General features: G+C 60.1%; 17 protein-coding genes. 4 read left to right on the forward strand and 13 right to left on the reverse strand.

What is annotated here, in order from left to right:
- Nucleotides 1-49 precede the first annotated feature (49 nt).
- Nucleotides 50-493, reverse strand: coding sequence for a PTS sugar transporter subunit IIA (locus ACOWVD_RS16665; RefSeq protein ID WP_421105691.1), 444 nt, complete (start codon nucleotides 491-493; stop codon nucleotides 50-52).
- Nucleotides 494-803: 310 nt separating this feature from the next.
- Between ACOWVD_RS16665 and ACOWVD_RS16670 the strand changes: the two genes are divergently transcribed.
- Entirely contained in the window at nucleotides 804-1,823 is a 1,020-nt protein-coding gene (locus ACOWVD_RS16670; protein WP_004936083.1) for a LacI family DNA-binding transcriptional regulator, read from the forward strand.
- A 55-nt stretch (nucleotides 1,824-1,878) separates the two neighbouring features.
- Here ACOWVD_RS16670 and yfcD read toward each other — a convergent pair whose 3' ends face one another.
- Both yfcD and yfcE read right to left on the reverse strand, forming a co-directional pair.
- Nucleotides 1,879-2,424, reverse strand: a complete 546-nt coding sequence (yfcD, locus tag ACOWVD_RS16675) for an NUDIX hydrolase YfcD (RefSeq protein ID WP_004936086.1) — start codon at nucleotides 2,422-2,424, stop codon at nucleotides 1,879-1,881.
- A gap of 99 nt (nucleotides 2,425-2,523) precedes the next feature.
- On the reverse strand, nucleotides 2,524-3,075 hold the full coding sequence (yfcE, locus tag ACOWVD_RS16680; RefSeq protein ID WP_004936089.1) for a phosphodiesterase: 552 nt from the start codon (nucleotides 3,073-3,075) through the stop codon (nucleotides 2,524-2,526).
- Nucleotides 3,076-3,308: 233 nt separating this feature from the next.
- On the opposite strand from yfcE, the gene yfcG reads away from it, so the two are divergent.
- The 3 genes from yfcG to ACOWVD_RS16695 all read left to right on the forward strand — a co-directional run bounded on the left by yfcG (nucleotide 3,309) and on the right by ACOWVD_RS16695 (nucleotide 5,352).
- Nucleotides 3,309-3,938 carry a GSH-dependent disulfide bond oxidoreductase gene (gene yfcG, locus ACOWVD_RS16685; RefSeq protein ID WP_004936091.1) on the forward strand — a complete coding sequence of 210 codons (630 nt, stop codon included), beginning with the start codon at nucleotides 3,309-3,311 and terminating at the stop codon, nucleotides 3,936-3,938.
- A 111-nt stretch (nucleotides 3,939-4,049) separates the two neighbouring features.
- A complete protein-coding gene (gene folX, locus ACOWVD_RS16690; protein ID WP_004936094.1) occupies nucleotides 4,050-4,421 on the forward strand; it encodes a dihydroneopterin triphosphate 2'-epimerase in 372 nt (123 codons plus the stop codon).
- A gap of 16 nt (nucleotides 4,422-4,437) precedes the next feature.
- Nucleotides 4,438-5,352 carry a TIGR01777 family oxidoreductase gene (locus tag ACOWVD_RS16695; protein ID WP_049241847.1) on the forward strand — a complete coding sequence of 305 codons (915 nt, stop codon included), beginning with the start codon at nucleotides 4,438-4,440 and terminating at the stop codon, nucleotides 5,350-5,352.
- Between the two features lie 7 nt (nucleotides 5,353-5,359).
- Here ACOWVD_RS16695 and hisP read toward each other — a convergent pair whose 3' ends face one another.
- The 10 genes from hisP to accD form a co-directional block, all read right to left on the reverse strand.
- The gene (gene hisP / locus ACOWVD_RS16700; protein ID WP_004936098.1) at nucleotides 5,360-6,133 is read right to left on the reverse strand and encodes a histidine ABC transporter ATP-binding protein HisP; all 774 of its coding nucleotides are present in this window, start codon (nucleotides 6,131-6,133) and stop codon (nucleotides 5,360-5,362) included.
- Between the two features lie 20 nt (nucleotides 6,134-6,153).
- Entirely contained in the window at nucleotides 6,154-6,858 is a 705-nt protein-coding gene (locus ACOWVD_RS16705; RefSeq protein WP_015378589.1) for an ABC transporter permease, read from the reverse strand.
- Complete coding sequence (locus ACOWVD_RS16710; RefSeq protein WP_015378590.1) at nucleotides 6,855-7,541, reverse strand: histidine ABC transporter permease HisQ; 687 nt, start codon at nucleotides 7,539-7,541, stop codon at nucleotides 6,855-6,857. The genes ACOWVD_RS16705 and ACOWVD_RS16710 overlap by 4 nt, the downstream gene beginning before the upstream one ends.
- Before the next feature lie 82 nt (nucleotides 7,542-7,623).
- Entirely contained in the window at nucleotides 7,624-8,406 is a 783-nt protein-coding gene (gene hisJ, locus ACOWVD_RS16715) for a histidine ABC transporter substrate-binding protein HisJ (RefSeq protein WP_004936109.1), read from the reverse strand.
- 304 nt (nucleotides 8,407-8,710) lie between these two features.
- A complete protein-coding gene (locus tag ACOWVD_RS16720) occupies nucleotides 8,711-9,283 on the reverse strand; it encodes a UbiX family flavin prenyltransferase (protein ID WP_004936112.1) in 573 nt (190 codons plus the stop codon).
- Nucleotides 9,284-9,415: 132 nt separating this feature from the next.
- Entirely contained in the window at nucleotides 9,416-10,933 is a 1,518-nt protein-coding gene (gene purF / locus ACOWVD_RS16725) for an amidophosphoribosyltransferase (protein ID WP_004936117.1), read from the reverse strand.
- A 21-nt stretch (nucleotides 10,934-10,954) separates the two neighbouring features.
- On the reverse strand, nucleotides 10,955-11,455 hold the full coding sequence (gene cvpA / locus ACOWVD_RS16730; RefSeq protein WP_004936119.1) for a colicin V production protein: 501 nt from the start codon (nucleotides 11,453-11,455) through the stop codon (nucleotides 10,955-10,957).
- A gap of 234 nt (nucleotides 11,456-11,689) precedes the next feature.
- Entirely contained in the window at nucleotides 11,690-12,427 is a 738-nt protein-coding gene (dedD, locus tag ACOWVD_RS16735) for a cell division protein DedD (protein ID WP_049241850.1), read from the reverse strand.
- A complete protein-coding gene (gene folC, locus ACOWVD_RS16740) occupies nucleotides 12,428-13,693 on the reverse strand; it encodes a bifunctional tetrahydrofolate synthase/dihydrofolate synthase (protein ID WP_004936124.1) in 1,266 nt (421 codons plus the stop codon).
- Between the two features lie 190 nt (nucleotides 13,694-13,883).
- Nucleotides 13,884-14,792, reverse strand: coding sequence for an acetyl-CoA carboxylase, carboxyltransferase subunit beta (accD, locus tag ACOWVD_RS16745; RefSeq protein ID WP_004936126.1), 909 nt, complete (start codon nucleotides 14,790-14,792; stop codon nucleotides 13,884-13,886).
- Between the last annotated feature and the right edge of the window lie 195 nt (nucleotides 14,793-14,987).

Below are 14,987 nucleotides of genomic sequence, written 5' to 3' on the forward strand. Positions count from 1 at the left end.
TCATATTCCCGGCGTTGTTAGCATTAATAGTGTTCCTGGTGATTAAACGTTAATAGCGGGCGATAATATCCTCGATTTGCCGTTTATCTTTGGCGTGAAATAACGCCTCTATGGCCTGGTTATCGGAAAATAATTCCGCCAGTTGCGAAATCAATTCGATGTGGCTGTTGCCGTCGGGTGCGGAAAGCATCACCACCACCTGAACCGGATCGTTATCCGCGGAATGAAAGTTCACCCCCTGATGGATCTTCAACAGCGATAACCCCAGCGCGCTGGCGCCTTCCTCCGGCCGGGCGTGTGGCATGGCGATGCCCGGCGCCAGGACAAAGTAAGGGCCGAGCTTCTCCTGCTGATGAAAGATGGCCGTCAGGTAATTCGGCGTAATCACACCGTCTTGCAGCAGCGGCTGCGCGCTCAGCGTTACCGCCTGGCGCCAGTCCTCCACCCGTTCGCACAGCTGTATATGATCGGCGGTCAGCCACTCTTTCAGCACGTTATCCTCCCGAAAGTCGATGATTGCGGCCGGTGATTAATTCACCGGCGACGGTAAAACTTTAATCAACCCCTCCCGGGCACACAGTGATGGACATCACAAAGATAGCGCTACCAAAGCGCTATCATGCAGATCTGTGATAGCGCTATCAAAACGCCGTGCCGCGGCATGACGTTAACCACAATTTTTTCTCGCTCTTTCCGGTAACGGGGTAGAATGTGCCGCATACGGGGATCGTCGAAGCCGCGCCGTCGGCTTCCCACCCTCACCATTTTTATGCGCCGCGCGCGCATTTCAGTCGGGATTTGGCATGTCGATCGGTAAAAAACGACGCAGCACGGGCAGGGTGACGTTGGCTGATGTAGCGCAGCTGGCGGGCGTCGGCACCATGACGGTGTCGCGCGCGCTGCGCACGCCGGAGCAGGTTTCAGACAAACTGCGCGAGAAGATTGAAGCCGCGGTGAGCGAGTTGGGGTATCTGCCCAACCTGGCCGCCAGTTCGCTGGCGTCGGCCTCCTCCTACACCATCGCCATGGTGGTGCCCAGCCTCTCCGAATCCGGCTGCGCCGAGATGTTCGCCGGCCTGCAGAAAGTGCTGCAGCCCGCTGGCTATCACATCATGCTGGCGGAGTCGCAGCACCACCTGGAACGCGAGGAGAAACTGCTGGAGACCCTGCTCTCTTACAACCTGGCGGCGGCGGTGCTGCTCAGCGTCGAGCATTCGCAAAATGCCCGCAACGCGTTGATCGCCGCCAACATTCCGGTGGTGGAGATCGGCGCCGTGCGCGCCGATCCGATCGACATGAGCATCGGCATCGATTACGTGGCGGCCATGTATCAGCTGACGCAAACGGTGATCGCCAGCGGCTATCAGAACATCGGGCTGCTGTGCGCCAATCAGGAACAGTGGATTTTCCAGCAGCACCTGCAGGGCTGGCACAAGGCGCTGCTGCGCAACCATATGTCGCCGCATCGGGTGATCAACGCCGCGCAGCCCGCCAGCTTCAGCACCGGCGCGCAGCAGCTGCCGGAATTCTTGCTGGCCTGGCCGGAGCTGGACGCGCTGGTGTGCGCCTCGGACGAACTGGCGGGCGGCGCGCTGTATGAATGCCAGCGGCGGCGCATCAAGGTGCCGGACAATCTGGCGGTGGTGGGATTCGGCAACAGCGAGTTCAGCCGGGTGTGCCAGCCGCCGCTGACCACCATGACCATTCCGCATCGCGATATCGGCATTCAGGCCGGTCAGGCGCTGCTGGCGAGGCTGAACGAGCAACCCTGGCAGCCGGCAGGTTCCCTGCCCGCCACGCTGTGCCGCCGCGACAGCTGCTGAATCCACAGCATAAAAAAAGCCGGTCGATGACCGGCTTTCCTCACGCGTTGGCGTCTCAGTGGTTATCGAGCGGCTTACCGTAATCCTGCTCGTTGTTGCGCGTCAGCCACAGCGACAACGCCTTCAGAGAATCCGGGGTAAACTCGTCGCAGCGCGCGGTGATCTCTTCCGGCGTCAGCCAGCACACTTCAGCCACTTCTTCTTCCTGCAGCGCGAACGGGCCGTGCGATACGCAGCTGAACAGCGCGCCCCACACCCGGCACTGCTCTTCTTCGAAGTAGAACAGACCGTGTTCGGCGAAAGGCACGCCGGCGATGCCCAGCTCCTCTTCCGCCTCGCGGCGCGCCGAATCCAGCACGTTTTCACCGCTTTGCACTACGCCACCCGCCGTCGCATCCAGCCAGCCAGGGTAGAAGTCCTTGATCTCGGTGCGACGCTGCACCAGAATTTTTCCCATCCCATCATGCACCACAATATAGGTAGCACGATGACGCAGCCGCTCCGCCCGCATCTGTTGACGACTGGATTGCGCAATCACCTCGTTTTGCTCGTCGACGATATCAACCCATTCGGTATCTGCAGCCTGACCCTGTTCCGCCATCCTCTAAAACCTTCTATTTTGGCGCGATGCATCCCGCGCGCTGGTTAATCAATGAGTGTTTTTCAAAGATTTTTATTGTGTGTGTATAAATTAGTGCGTTTAGCGTGTTAACGCCACCTCCGCGACGACCTTGCCGTCGTCGAGCGCCAGCACGCGCAAAGTGCCCCGATCCAACATGCCGTAGCTGGCCGGAAAACCCCCTTTCGGGATGCTGACCGAGCCCGGATTGAAGCAATAGATCTCACCCTGCCGCTCCGCCTGCGGCAGATGCGTATGGCCGTAGGCCAGGACGTCACCGCGGGATAACGGCGGCAGTGCCGAGGGATGATAAAGGTGACCGTGGGTCAAAAACAATCGTCTTTTTTGCAGTACAACCTGTTGCCAGGGCGCCTCGATAGGGAACGTCAGCAGCATCTGATCGACCTCGCTGTCGCAATTGCCGCGAACGGCGATGATCTTGTCGCTATAGCGATTCAATCGTTCGGCAACCTGAGCGGGCTGATACCCGGCCGGCAGCGCGTTGCGCGGGCCGTGATTCAGCAAATCGCCCAGAAGAATCAGCCAGTCGGCGCCCTGTTGTGCGAACAATTCCAGCACGCGTTCGGTAGCCGGCAGCGATCCGTGGATATCCGAGGCGAACATCAGCTTCATAACCTTGTCCTATAGAGGGAAATAAGCGCCATTTTACCGCGCCGGCGCCGTGCGGCAAACCGCCGCCCGCCTCGGTGTAGAATTGTGATCCAACTGTGCAGATAGCATCGGACGAATCCCACATAGCCTGCTATCCTTAGCTGCTATTGTTGGATCTCTGATATACCTTTGTGCGCGGCGAAGACCGCAGCAACGTGTAATGAATTACAGATCACCTTACCGCAGGAGGCAACATGATTGACCTGTATTACGCGCCTACTCCCAATGGTCACAAGATCACCTTGTTTCTGGAAGAGGTCGGCTTGCCCTACCGTATCCATCGCGTAAACATCAGCGCCGGCGAGCAGTTCAAACCGGACTTTCTGAGCATTTCTCCCAACAACAAAATCCCGGCGATTGTCGATCAGCAACCGGTGGACGGCGGCGCGCCAATCAGCCTGTTCGAGTCCGGGGAAATCCTGCTGTATCTGGCGGAGAAGACCGGCAAGCTGCTGAGCAAGGGCCTGCGCGAACGCGCCGCCACTCTGCAGTGGCTGTTCTGGCAGGTGGCCGGGTTCGGGCCGATGCTCGGGCAGAATCACCACTTTAACCACTACGCGCCGCAGCCGGTGCCTTACGCCATCGAGCGTTACCATCTGGAAACCAAACGGCTGTACGGCGTGCTGGACGCTGAACTGCAAAAACACCCGTACCTGGGCGGCGATAACTACAGCATCGCCGATATCGCCACCTACCCGTGGGTGGTGTCGCATCCGCGCCAGCGCATCGATCTGGCAGATTACCCGGCGGTGCGCAACTGGTTCGAGCGCATCAGCAACCGCCCGGCGACCGAGCGTGCCTACAAACTGGCCGAACAAGCCTAAGCGCCTCCTCCGACTCCCCGTCGGCCGGGGAGTCACATCGTCCTCACGTTATCATTTCCTTACTTTCCGTGTATTCTGAACGCTAATAATCAGACCTATGGAGAATCTCTGATGTCTTTCAGTCAACCCGACGCCGTTATTCGCATTAAAAATCTGCGGCTGCGCACGTTCATCGGTATCAAGGAAGAGGAAATCAACAACCGGCAGGACGTGCTGATCAACGTGGTGATCCACTACCCGGCGGACAAGGCGCGCAACAGCGAAGACATCGCCGACGCGCTCAACTACCGCACCATCACCAAAGCGATCATCCGCCATGTGGAAGATAACCGTTTCGCGTTGCTGGAAAAATTAACGCAGGATGTGCTCGACATCGTAAAAGAACACGCCTGGGTAACCTATGCTGAAGTGGAGATAGATAAACTTCTGGCTCTGCGCTACGCCGATTCGGTCTCCATGACCATGAGCTACCGCCGGGGCTAACTCAGGGAGGTAGACCATGCGGATCCTGATCACCGGCGCAACGGGATTGATAGGCAGCAGCCTGACGGCAAGACTGCTGGCGCTTTCTCACCACATTACGGTACTGACCCGCGACGAGCGGCGCGCCCGAACCAAACTGGGCGATCGGCCGAGCTATTGGCAAACGCTGGACGGCCGGCAGTCGCTGGATGACTTCGACGCGGTGATCAACCTGGCCGGCGAACCTATCGCCGACAAGCGCTGGAGCGCGCAGCAGAAAGAGCGCCTGTGCCGCAGCCGCTGGGATCTGACCGAACGCCTGGCGCAGCTGATCAAAGCCGGCAGCACGCCGCCCGGCGTGCTGATTTCCGGTTCCGCCGTCGGCTACTACGGCGATCAGGGGCAGGCGGTGGTCACCGAAGAGGAGCCGCCGCACGACGAATTCACCCACCAGCTGTGCCAGCGCTGGGAAACGCTGGCGCTACAGGCGCAGGGCGACGCCACCCGCGTCTGCCTGCTGCGCACCGGCGTGGTGCTGGCGCCACAGGGCGGCGCGCTGGCCAAAATGCTGCCGCCGTTCCGCTTCGGGCTCGGCGGCCCGATCGGCGACGGTCGCCAATACCTGCCGTGGATCCACCTCGAAGACATGATCAACGGCATTATTTATCTGCTGGATCACGCCACCCTGAGCGGCCCGTTCAACATGGTGGCTCCTTACCCGGTGCACAACGAGCAATTCGCCGCCCAATTGGCCAACGTGCTCGATCGCCCGGCGTTTCTGCGGGTGCCGGCGTTCGTCATGCGTTTGTTGATGGGGGAAGCGGCGGTGCTGGTGCTCGGCGGCCAGCGGGCGGTGCCGAAGCGCCTGGAAGAAGCCGGCTTCCACTTCCGCTATCTGGAGTTGGAACAGGCGTTGGATGACGTTGTCAATCAGCGGGCCGAAGCCCGCTGATCTGAGGTTACTTCAACGCGCCGGACAGGAACTGCTGCAGGCGCGGGCTTTTGGGGTTGCCGAACAGCTCGGCCGGCGGGCCCTGCTCTTCGATCAACCCTTTGTGCAGGAAGATCACGTGGTTCGAAACGTGGCGCGCAAATTCCATTTCGTGCGTCACCACCACCATGGTTTTCCCCTCCTCCGCCAGCTTCTGCATGATGCGCAGCACCTCGCCCACCAGTTCGGGATCCAGCGCCGACGTCGGTTCGTCAAACAGCAGCACCTCCGGCTCCATCGCCAATGCACGGGCAATGGAGACGCGCTGCTGCTGGCCGCCCGACAGGTGCACCGGGTATTTGCCGCGCGCCCGCTCGTCGATGCCCACTTTGTCCAGGTAGCGCACCGCGCGCTCGTGCGCGTCGGCCTTGCTCAGCCCCAGCACCTGCACCGGCGCTTCCATCACGTTCTCCAGCACCGTCATGTGGCTCCACAGGTTAAAGTGCTGGAATACCATGGTCAGACGGGTGCGCAGCAGCTGCAGCTGCTTCTTGTCGAATACCTTCAGCTGGCCGTCCTTGTCGCGCACCATGCGAATATCTTCGTTGTTCAGACTGATCGAACCCTCGCTCGGCTTCTCAAGGAAGTTGATGCAGCGCAGAAAGGTGCTTTTGCCGGAGCCGGAGGAGCCGATGATGCTGATCACATCCCCGGCGTTGGCCGCCAGCGAGACGCCCTTCAGCACTTCGTGGTCGCCATAGCGTTTGTGCAGTTCCGTGACGGCTAATTTATTCTCAGACATGGTTTTCTTCCCGTCATTTATCAGTGACTAACGTGTGCCATCCAGCGTTTCTCAGCTTTGCGGAACAGGCTGATTAACACGTAGGAGATGATCAGATACAGCACCGCCGCGATGCCGAAGGCGTAGAACGGCTGATAGGTCGCGGCGTTGATATCGCGCGCGATCTTCAGCAGATCCGGCACGGTGGCGGTAAACGCCAGCGCGGTGGAATGCAGCATCAGGATCACCTCGTTGCTGTAAGCCGGCAGCGCGGTGCGCAGCGCCGAAGGCAAAATGATGCAGCGATACATCTTGAAGCGCGAGAAACCGTAGGCGTTGGCGGCCTCGATTTCACCGTGCGGCACCGAGCGGATCGCCCCGGCGAAGATCTCGGTGGTATAAGCGCAGGTGTTGAGCGTCAGCGCCAGGATGGTGCAGTTGAGCCCGCTGCGGAAAAACGCATTGAGAAACTCGCTGCCGCGCACGATCTCGAGGCTGTACATGCCGGAGTAGAACACCAGCAGCTGCACGTACAGCGGCGTGCCGCGAAACACATAGGTGTAGAGCCACACCGGGAAACGCACCCAGCGAAGGGAAGACACACGCGCCACCGCCATCGGGATCGCCAGCAGCCCGCCCATCACCACTGAAGCGATCAGCAGCCACAGCGTGATCGCCACGCCGGTAAAGCGATAGCCGTCGCTCCACAGCAGCGACTGCCAGTACTGTTGCAGGATATCGATCATAGCTCGGCCCTCTTGACGCCCAGTGAGTAACGCCGTTCAAGCCACAGCAGCACGCCGTTGGAAACGGTAGTGAAGACCAGATACACCACGCCGGCCACGATGGCGAAGAAGAACGGCTGATAGGTGCCTTTCCCCGCCAGCTGCGTGGCTTTGACCACGTCGTTCAGGCCAAGGATCGACACCAGCGCCGTCGCCTTCAGGATCACCTGCCAGTTGTTGCCGATGCCCGGCAGGGCAAAACGCATCATCGCCGGGAACAGAATGCGCCGGAAGATCTGCGCGCCGCTGAAGCCATAGGCCGTCGCCGCTTCGATCTGCCCTTTCGGCACCGCCAGATAAGCGCCGCGGAAGGTCTCGGTAAAATAAGCGCCGTAGATAAAGCCGAGGGTTATGATGCCGGCGCCGAGCGGATCGATATCGATCTGCGCGAAGCCCAGCAGCGTAGTGATATTGTTCAGCGCGATTTGCAGACCGTAAAAGATCAGCAGCATCAGCACCAGATCGGGCACGCCGCGGATCAGCGTGGTATAGGCGCCGAACAGGCCGGAGATAAAGGGGTTATGAGACAGTTTGCCACCGGCGCCGATCAGGCCGATCACCACCGCCAGCAGCACGGAACTGAGGGCCAGCTCCAGCGTCACCAGAGCCCCCTCGAAAATCAGTTGGGAATAGCCTTGCAGCATCTACTTCACCCTGTGGTCTAGGATCCGAACCATCGGGGCCGGCACGCCGGCCCCGCAGTCACAGCATGGAACGGTAAGCGGATTACCCGCCGTAGACGTCAAAGTCGAAGTACTTTTTCGCGTATTTGTCGTAGGTGCCGTCTTTGCGCATCTCGGCGAAGGCTTTGTCCAGCGCCGCTTTCAGCTCGGTATCGGTCTTGCGCAGCCCCATGCCGGTGCCGACGCCGAAGAACTTGTCATCCTTCACCGATTCGCCGGCGAACGCATAGTCTTTGCCCGGCGGCTGTTTCAGGAAGCCGTCGCTGCCCGCCACTTCATCCTGGAAGGCGGCGTCGATACGCCCGGAAGCCAAATCGGCGTAAACCAGATCCTGGTTCTGGTAAGGCACGACGGTGATGCCCTTCGGCTGCCACATGGCGTTGGCGTAGGCTTCCTGGGTAGTGCCCTGCAACACGCCCACGCTCTTGCCTTTCAGGGCGTCCACGGTAGGCAACAGCTTGGATCCTTTCGGCGCGATCAGACGCGCGTTGGCGGCATACAGCTTGTCGGTAAAGGCGATTTCCTGCTGGCGTTTTTCGGTGATGGACAGCGAAGAGATGATGGCGTCGATTTTCTTCGCCTTGAGGGATGGGATCAGCGCGTCGAAGTCGCTCTCCACGAAGGTGCATTGGGTATTGATGCGTTTGCACAGCTCTTTGGCCAAATCGATGTCAAAGCCAACCAATTCGCCTTTGGCGTTTTTGGATTCAAACGGTGCGTAAGTCGGATCGGTGCCAATCTTCAGCGTGGAAGGAATGGCGGCAAAGGCGCTGCTGGCGGCGCTCAAAGCCAGAACTAACGGCAAAATCAAAACCCGCTTTTTCATAAATTACCCTCAAATTGATTTTTTTGATGCCACTACGGGCATTACTTTTCCCCACCAAATCAATTTGCAGTAATCGTGCCACATTAGGTGCTACGGGCGGAGGGAACGGCTCCGGCCTTCACAATACTGTTTCCTGGGACGATAACCGCAAAATTAAATCGGCCGCTCGGGGCCGCGCCACTGGCAGCCGCGATAAGGCGGCGCCATGAAACAGTGAACGTGATGAAGTGGGATCATTATGGTGCATGCGCCGCCCTAATTCAGTGCGGTGTTGCACAAATGTACCAATTTGGGGATGAAAATGTTAATCAGCGCCCTGCCAGCGGGTGAACAGATCGGCCGGCAGTTCGATATCAAACTGATCGATCACCCGATTGACGGTCTGATCGATGATGTCTTCCACGCTTTTCGGCTGGTGGTAAAACGCCGGCACCGGCGGCATGATCACCGCGCCCATCTCCGCTGCCTGCGTCATCAGCCGCAGGTGCCCAAGGTGCAGCGGCGTTTCCCGCACGCACAGCACCAAACGGCGGCGCTCTTTGAGCACCACGTCGGCGGCGCGGGTCAGCAGCCCGTCGCTGTAGCTGTTGACGATGCCGGACAGGGTTTTGATCGAGCATGGCAGGATCGCCATACCCAGGGTTTTGAAAGAGCCGGAGGAGATGGCGGCGGCGATATCGCGCGCATCGTGCACCACGTCGGCCAGCGCCTGCACTTCACGCAGGCTGTACGGCGTTTCCAGAGCCAGCGTCTGCCGTGCAGCGTTGCTCATCACCAGATGGGTTTCCACCTCTGCGACGTCGCGCAAAACCTGTAACAGGCGCACGCCGTAGATCGCGCCGCTGGCGCCGGAAATGCCGATGATGAGTCGTTTCATGGAAAATGGCCTCTGCCGTAAAAAGTAAGATCAGGCAGACTTTGCCGTAATGGCGAGGGATAAGCAAGTTCACAGGAGCAAGGCGCACCGCCGCAGACGCGGCGATGCCCCCCGAGTAATCAACGCGGCCGGTTAGCCTTCGTTGTGCAGTTCCAGATTTTCCGCTTCGGTTTGCCCTCGCAGCGCCTTGGCGTCGTCGCTGCGCAGCGACTCCAGGTATTCCAGATAGCTTTGATCGACGTCTTTGGTCACGTAGATGCCGTTGAATACCGAGCATTCGAACTGGGTGATGTCCGGGTTCTCTTCGCGCACCGCTTCAATCAGATCGTCCAGGTCCTGGAAGATCAGCCCGTCGGCGCCGATGATCTGGCGGATTTCATCCACTTCACGCCCGTGGGCGATCAGTTCGTTGGCGCTCGGCATGTCGATGCCGTAGACGTTAGGGAAACGCACTTCCGGCGCGGCGGAAGCCAGATAGACGCGCTTGGCGCCCGCTTCGCGCGCCATTTCGACGATCTGCTCCGAGGTGGTGCCGCGCACGATGGAGTCATCCACCAGCAGCACGTTCTTGTCGCGGAATTCGGCGCGGTTGGCGTTCAGCTTGCGGCGCACCGACTGACGACGCGCCTGCTGGCCCGGCATGATAAAGGTGCGGCCGACGTAGCGGTTCTTCACAAAGCCCTGGCGGTATGGCTTCTCGAGAATACGCGCGATCTCCAGCGCGATGTCGCAGGAGGTTTCCGGGATCGGGATCACCACGTCGATGTCCAGATCTTCCCATTCGCGGGCAATCTTCTCACCCAGCTTCTGGCCCATGCGCACGCGGGCGCTGTAGACCGAGATCTTGTCCATAAAGGAGTCCGGGCGAGCGAAATAGACGTATTCGAACAGGCACGGGTTGGTTTTCGGGTTCTCTGCGCACTGGCGGGTGAACAGCTGGCCCTTGGTGGTGATGTACACCGCTTCGCCCGGCGCCACGTCGCGCAGGAACTCAAAGCCCAGGGTATCCAGCGCCACGCTCTCGGAAGCCACCATGTACTCGCTGCGGCCATCCTCCAGCGTGCGCTTGCCGATCACCAGCGGGCGAATGCCGTTCGGATCGCGGAACGCCAGCAGGCCGTGGCCGATGATCATCGCCACACAGGCGTAAGCGCCGCGCAGTTGCTGATGCATCGCGGCGACCGCGGTAAAGATGTTGTCGGCCTCCAGCGGGTAGTGCGGGAAGCGATCCAGCTCGCTGGCCAGCACGTTCAGCAGGATTTCCGAGTCGGAAGTGGTGTTGACATGGCGGCGGCCGCTTTCGAACAGCTTTTGGCGCAGCTCATGGGCGTTGGTCAGGTTGCCGTTGTGGGCCAGCGTAATGCCGAACGGCGAGTTGACGTAGAAAGGCTGGGCCTCAGAGGCGCTCGAGCTGCCGGCCGTCGGGTAACGCACATGGCCAATGCCCATGTTGCCCTGCAAACGTTGCATATGGCGCGCCTCAAACACATCCTTCACCAGGCCGTTGGCTTTACGCAAACGGAACCCGTTGTGGGCGTCAATGGTGACGATGCCTGCGGCATCCTGGCCACGGTGCTGAAGCACCGTCAGCGCATCATAAATCGACTGGTTTACCGGCATGAAACCGGCGATACCGACAATACCGCACATGTTGTCTTTTCCTCATCAGCGCTACCGCCCCGGCAATTGGGTCGGCAAGAAACTCGACGTGCTCTGCAGGTAGTCAAAGAACCACCTGATGACGTAACTGAACTGGGGAATGAGCTGCGACTGTTTCCAGTCGGCGCTTTGTGAGAAGCCGGTAAAGGTATCCAGGAAGAACAGGATCGCCGCGACGATCAACACTCCGCGCAGCGCGCCGAAGCAGATGCCCAACACGCGGTCGGTGCCCGACAACCCGGTTTTCTCTACCAGTGAGCTAATCACATAGTTAACAATAGCCCCTACGATCAAGGTCGCGATGAACAAAATCGCGATCGCGATGCCGTTTCGCACCAGTTCATCTTCAAAACGAGTGAAATAGACCGCAAGGTAAGAGTAGAAATGGCTGGCAACAAAAAACGCACATCCCCATGTCACAAGTGACAATGCTTCGCGAACAAACCCTCGGATCAGGCTCACCAGAGCCGAAAATCCAATCACCGCTATAATGACGTAATCAATCCAGACCATGAACTATTCCAATAATGAATCGCCCCTGCATCCAATTCGCGGCGAATTCTAACAGAAAAAGAAAACGTTTGCGTAGGGGATTTCCTACCACGTTACAAATAAAAAGCGGCGATCAAAAAATTCCCAATCGCCGCGCCTACATAGGTGATTTCGCCTGTAAAAGGCGCGGTTTTTCTCGCTTTCTCTCCACCACTCCTTAATTCAGGGGCGCATCGTGCTGCGCCCCTGCGGGGTTTAACGGCCGTACGGCTTCACCTGCCCGCTCAGCCCGCTGATCGAGTTCAGCGACGGCAGCGCCGCCTGCAGCTTCTGCTTGGACGCATCCGGGCCGACGTAGATGCGGGTGATCTGCCCCTGCACCGGCGTTGACGGCACGGTAAAGGCGCGATAGCCCGAGAGGCGCAGCGAGGCGACAATCTCGTTCGCCTTGGCGGCATTTTTCAACGCCCCGAGCTGCACGACGTAGGCTTGCCCGGCCGGCGCTTTTTCTTCCGCCGGTTTCGGCTGCGGCGTCGGTTCAGGTTTCGGCGTCGGCTCCGGCTTCGGTGCCGGCTTCACTTCCACCGGTTTCGGTTGCGGCGCCGGTTTCGGTTTCACTTCCACCGGTTTGGTTTCTACCGGTTTCGGCTTGGGCTGCGGCACCGGCTGAGGACGCGTTTCGACCGGCGGCGGCGCCACCTGCGCCGGCTGCTGAGCATTCTGCCGCGCAGCCTGCTGCGCCGCGGCTTCATTGGCCGCCTGCTGTTCGACCAGCGCGCCCGCCCCTTCCGGCGGTTGCGCCGGCAACGGTTGCGTCACCGGTGGCAGCACGTCGTTCTCTTCGACGTCGCCCGCCTTCGGCACCAACGGAATGGCCGCGAATTCATCCTCGTAATGCTTCTTTTTGCCGTCCAGCAACCCTGGCAGGATGATCACCCCCAGCGCCACCAGAATCACGGTTCCGACCAGTCGGTTCTGAAATTTACTCGCCACTCACACTCCCCGCATCTCGTCTGACGCCGCCATCACCTGCGCCACGGTGTGGAACGATCCACAGACGATCACAATATCCTGTTTATCAGCATCCTGCATAGCCTGCCGCCAGGCAGTTTCGACATCATTAAAGCGGCGCGGTTCCGTCAGATGTTGCGCCAGCTGTTCGACGCTGGCGCCGCGCGGCCCGTCGAGCGGCGCGCAGTACCATTCATCCACCTGCTCGCTCAGGCAGGCCAGCGTGCCGGCGATGTCCTTGTCCGACAGCATGCCCACCACCGCGCGCACCTTGCCGCCGTTGCGCGGCAGTTTGGCCAGACGCCCGGCCAGATAGCCGGCGGCGTGCGGATTGTGCGCCACATCGAGGATCAGCGTCGGCTCCCGCCGCACGATCTGGAAACGCCCCGGCAGCGTCGCCTGCTGCAGGCCGGTGAAAATCGCGCGTTCGTCGATTTCCAGCGGAGAACAGTTGAGCGCCGCCAACGCGGTAGCGGCGTTGGCCAGCGGTACGTTCGGCGTCGGCAGATCGGTCAGCAGCGTGTCACCGCCCTGCCACTGCCAGCGATCGCCCTGCTCGCTGAAGCACCAGGCTTCACCACGGCGAAACAGCGGCGCGCCCAGCGTTTCGGCAACCTGGCGAATGCTGTCCGGCATGTCGGGTTCACCGACCACCGCCGGTTTGCCGCTGCGAAAAATACCGGCCTTTTCACGGCCGATGCTTTCGCGATCGTTGCCCAGCCAGTCGGTGTGATCGAGCGCAATGCTGGTGATCACCGCCACGCTCGGATCGACGATGTTAGTGGCGTCGAGGCGCCCGCCCAGGCCCACTTCCAGGATCACCACGTCGAGCCGCGCCTGTTTGAACAGCTGCAGCGCCGACAGGGTGCCAAATTCGAAATAAGTCAGCGACGTTTCGCCGCGGCCGGCTTCAATGGCGGCGAACGAGCGGCTGTGCTCCGCTTCGCTCAGCTCTTCCCCCTGAATGCGCACGCGTTCGGTATAGCGCACCAGATGCGGCGAGCTGTAGACGCCGACGCGCAGGCCGGCGGCCAACAGAATAGCTTCAAGGGTGCGACAGGTGGTGCCTTTGCCGTTGGTGCCGGCAACGGTGAACACCGTGGGTGCGGGGGTCAGTAAATCCAGATGCGCCGCGACGCGCTGTACGCGCTCAAGGCCGAGTTCGATCGCCTGGCTGTGCAGACGTTCCAGATAATAAAGCCACGAGCTCAATGGCGACGTGGCTTGGGGAATTTGGTGGTTTTGCATGAGTCCCATCACTGAACTTGGGTTCATTAATCCATCAGGGCACCACCCTCACCGCGGTAAAGGCGATGCGCTTCGTGACTGCCGCCAGCCTGCCAACCGCAGCGGATAGGCTACGGCCGGCAGAGAGCGGGCATCAGCCGTCACTTAGCCACAAAGTGGCGGCTGAACCCGGGCGGGATCTGTCTTTGCCTCAGGCGTCGGCCTGCTGCTCCGGCTCAATAACCGGCGCGGCCTCATCGAAATGCGGCTGCGGCTGGTTGGTCAGCTTGGACAGAATGCTCGCCAACGTTTGGCGCATTTCCGGACGGCGAACGATCATATCGATCGCGCCTTTTTCGATCAGGAACTCGCTGCGCTGGAAGCCTGGTGGCAGTTTCTCGCGCACGGTTTGCTCGATAACGCGCGGGCCGGCAAAACCGATCAGCGCTTTCGGCTCGGCGATATTGATATCGCCCAGCATCGCCAGGCTGGCGGAGACACCGCCCATGGTCGGGTCGGTCAGCACGGAGATATACGGCAAGCCGCGCTCCTGCATTTTGGCCAACGCCGCGCTGGTTTTCGCCATCTGCATCAGCGACATCAGCGCTTCCTGCATACGCGCGCCGCCGCTGGCGGAGAAGCACACCAGCGGACAGTTGTCCTCCAGCGCCTGCTCAACCGCACGCACGAAACGCGCGCCGACCACGGAAGACATAGAGCCGCCGATGAAGGCGAATTCGAAGGACGCGGCGACGATCGGCATACCGTACAGCGTGCCCTTCATCACCACCAGCGCGTCTTTCTCGCCGGTCGCTTTCTGTGCGGCGACCAGACGATCTTTATAGCGCTTGGAATCCTTGAATTTCAGAACGTCCTTCGGCTCCAGATCGCTGCCCAGCTCCACTTCGCTGCCTTCGTCCAGCAGGGTATGCAGACGCGCGCGCGCGCCCATACGCATGTGGTGGTCGCACTTCGGGCACACTTCCAGATTCCGCTCCAGCTCGGCGCGGTAGAGAACCTGGCCGCAGCTGTCGCATTTAGTCCAGACCCCTTCAGGAATGCTCGCCTTACGGGTTTGTGTGATATTGCTCTTGTTAAGAATTCGTTCAATCCAGCTCATCGATGACCTTTCTGTTTGAACCTGGCACACGCCAGTCCGCTGTTCATGCTTTAACAATCCCCCCGAAAACACCCCAATGAAAAAATGCCCGTTCGCGGCGCGGCAAGCGCGGCGACTGAGGCATCGGCTTCAGGGTTGTTCGCAGGAACAGACCATAATGTCGCTCATTAAACCATATCGGCCCGACGCTGTGGA

The organism is Serratia sp. SA088 (assembly GCF_049065515.1).
GTDB lineage: Bacteria > Pseudomonadota > Gammaproteobacteria > Enterobacterales > Enterobacteriaceae > Serratia > Serratia nematodiphila.

Bases quoted from the DNA above. Each gene is read 5' to 3' on its own strand.
- ACOWVD_RS16695 (WP_049241847.1), top strand. From the start codon at position 4,438: ATGCGGATCCTGATCACCGGCGCAACGGGATTGATAGGCAGCAGCCTG.
- ACOWVD_RS16710 (WP_015378590.1), bottom strand. From the start codon at position 7,541: ATGCTGCAAGGCTATTCCCAACTGATTTTCGAGGGGGCTCTGGTGACG.
- ACOWVD_RS16705 (WP_015378589.1), bottom strand. From the start codon at position 6,858: ATGATCGATATCCTGCAACAGTACTGGCAGTCGCTGCTGTGGAGCGAC.
- ACOWVD_RS16720 (WP_004936112.1), bottom strand. From the start codon at position 9,283: ATGAAACGACTCATCATCGGCATTTCCGGCGCCAGCGGCGCGATCTAC.
- accD (WP_004936126.1), bottom strand. From the start codon at position 14,792: ATGAGCTGGATTGAACGAATTCTTAACAAGAGCAATATCACACAAACC.
- hisJ (WP_004936109.1), bottom strand. From the start codon at position 8,406: ATGAAAAAGCGGGTTTTGATTTTGCCGTTAGTTCTGGCTTTGAGCGCC.
- hisP (WP_004936098.1), bottom strand. From the start codon at position 6,133: ATGTCTGAGAATAAATTAGCCGTCACGGAACTGCACAAACGCTATGGC.
- yfcE (WP_004936089.1), bottom strand. From the start codon at position 3,075: ATGAAGCTGATGTTCGCCTCGGATATCCACGGATCGCTGCCGGCTACC.
- folX (WP_004936094.1), top strand. From the start codon at position 4,050: ATGTCTTTCAGTCAACCCGACGCCGTTATTCGCATTAAAAATCTGCGG.
- ACOWVD_RS16670 (WP_004936083.1), top strand. From the start codon at position 804: ATGTCGATCGGTAAAAAACGACGCAGCACGGGCAGGGTGACGTTGGCT.
- cvpA (WP_004936119.1), bottom strand. From the start codon at position 11,455: ATGGTCTGGATTGATTACGTCATTATAGCGGTGATTGGATTTTCGGCT.
- yfcG (WP_004936091.1), top strand. From the start codon at position 3,309: ATGATTGACCTGTATTACGCGCCTACTCCCAATGGTCACAAGATCACC.
- purF (WP_004936117.1), bottom strand. From the start codon at position 10,933: ATGTGCGGTATTGTCGGTATCGCCGGTTTCATGCCGGTAAACCAGTCG.
- folC (WP_004936124.1), bottom strand. From the start codon at position 13,693: ATGCAAAACCACCAAATTCCCCAAGCCACGTCGCCATTGAGCTCGTGG.
- yfcD (WP_004936086.1), bottom strand. From the start codon at position 2,424: ATGGCGGAACAGGGTCAGGCTGCAGATACCGAATGGGTTGATATCGTC.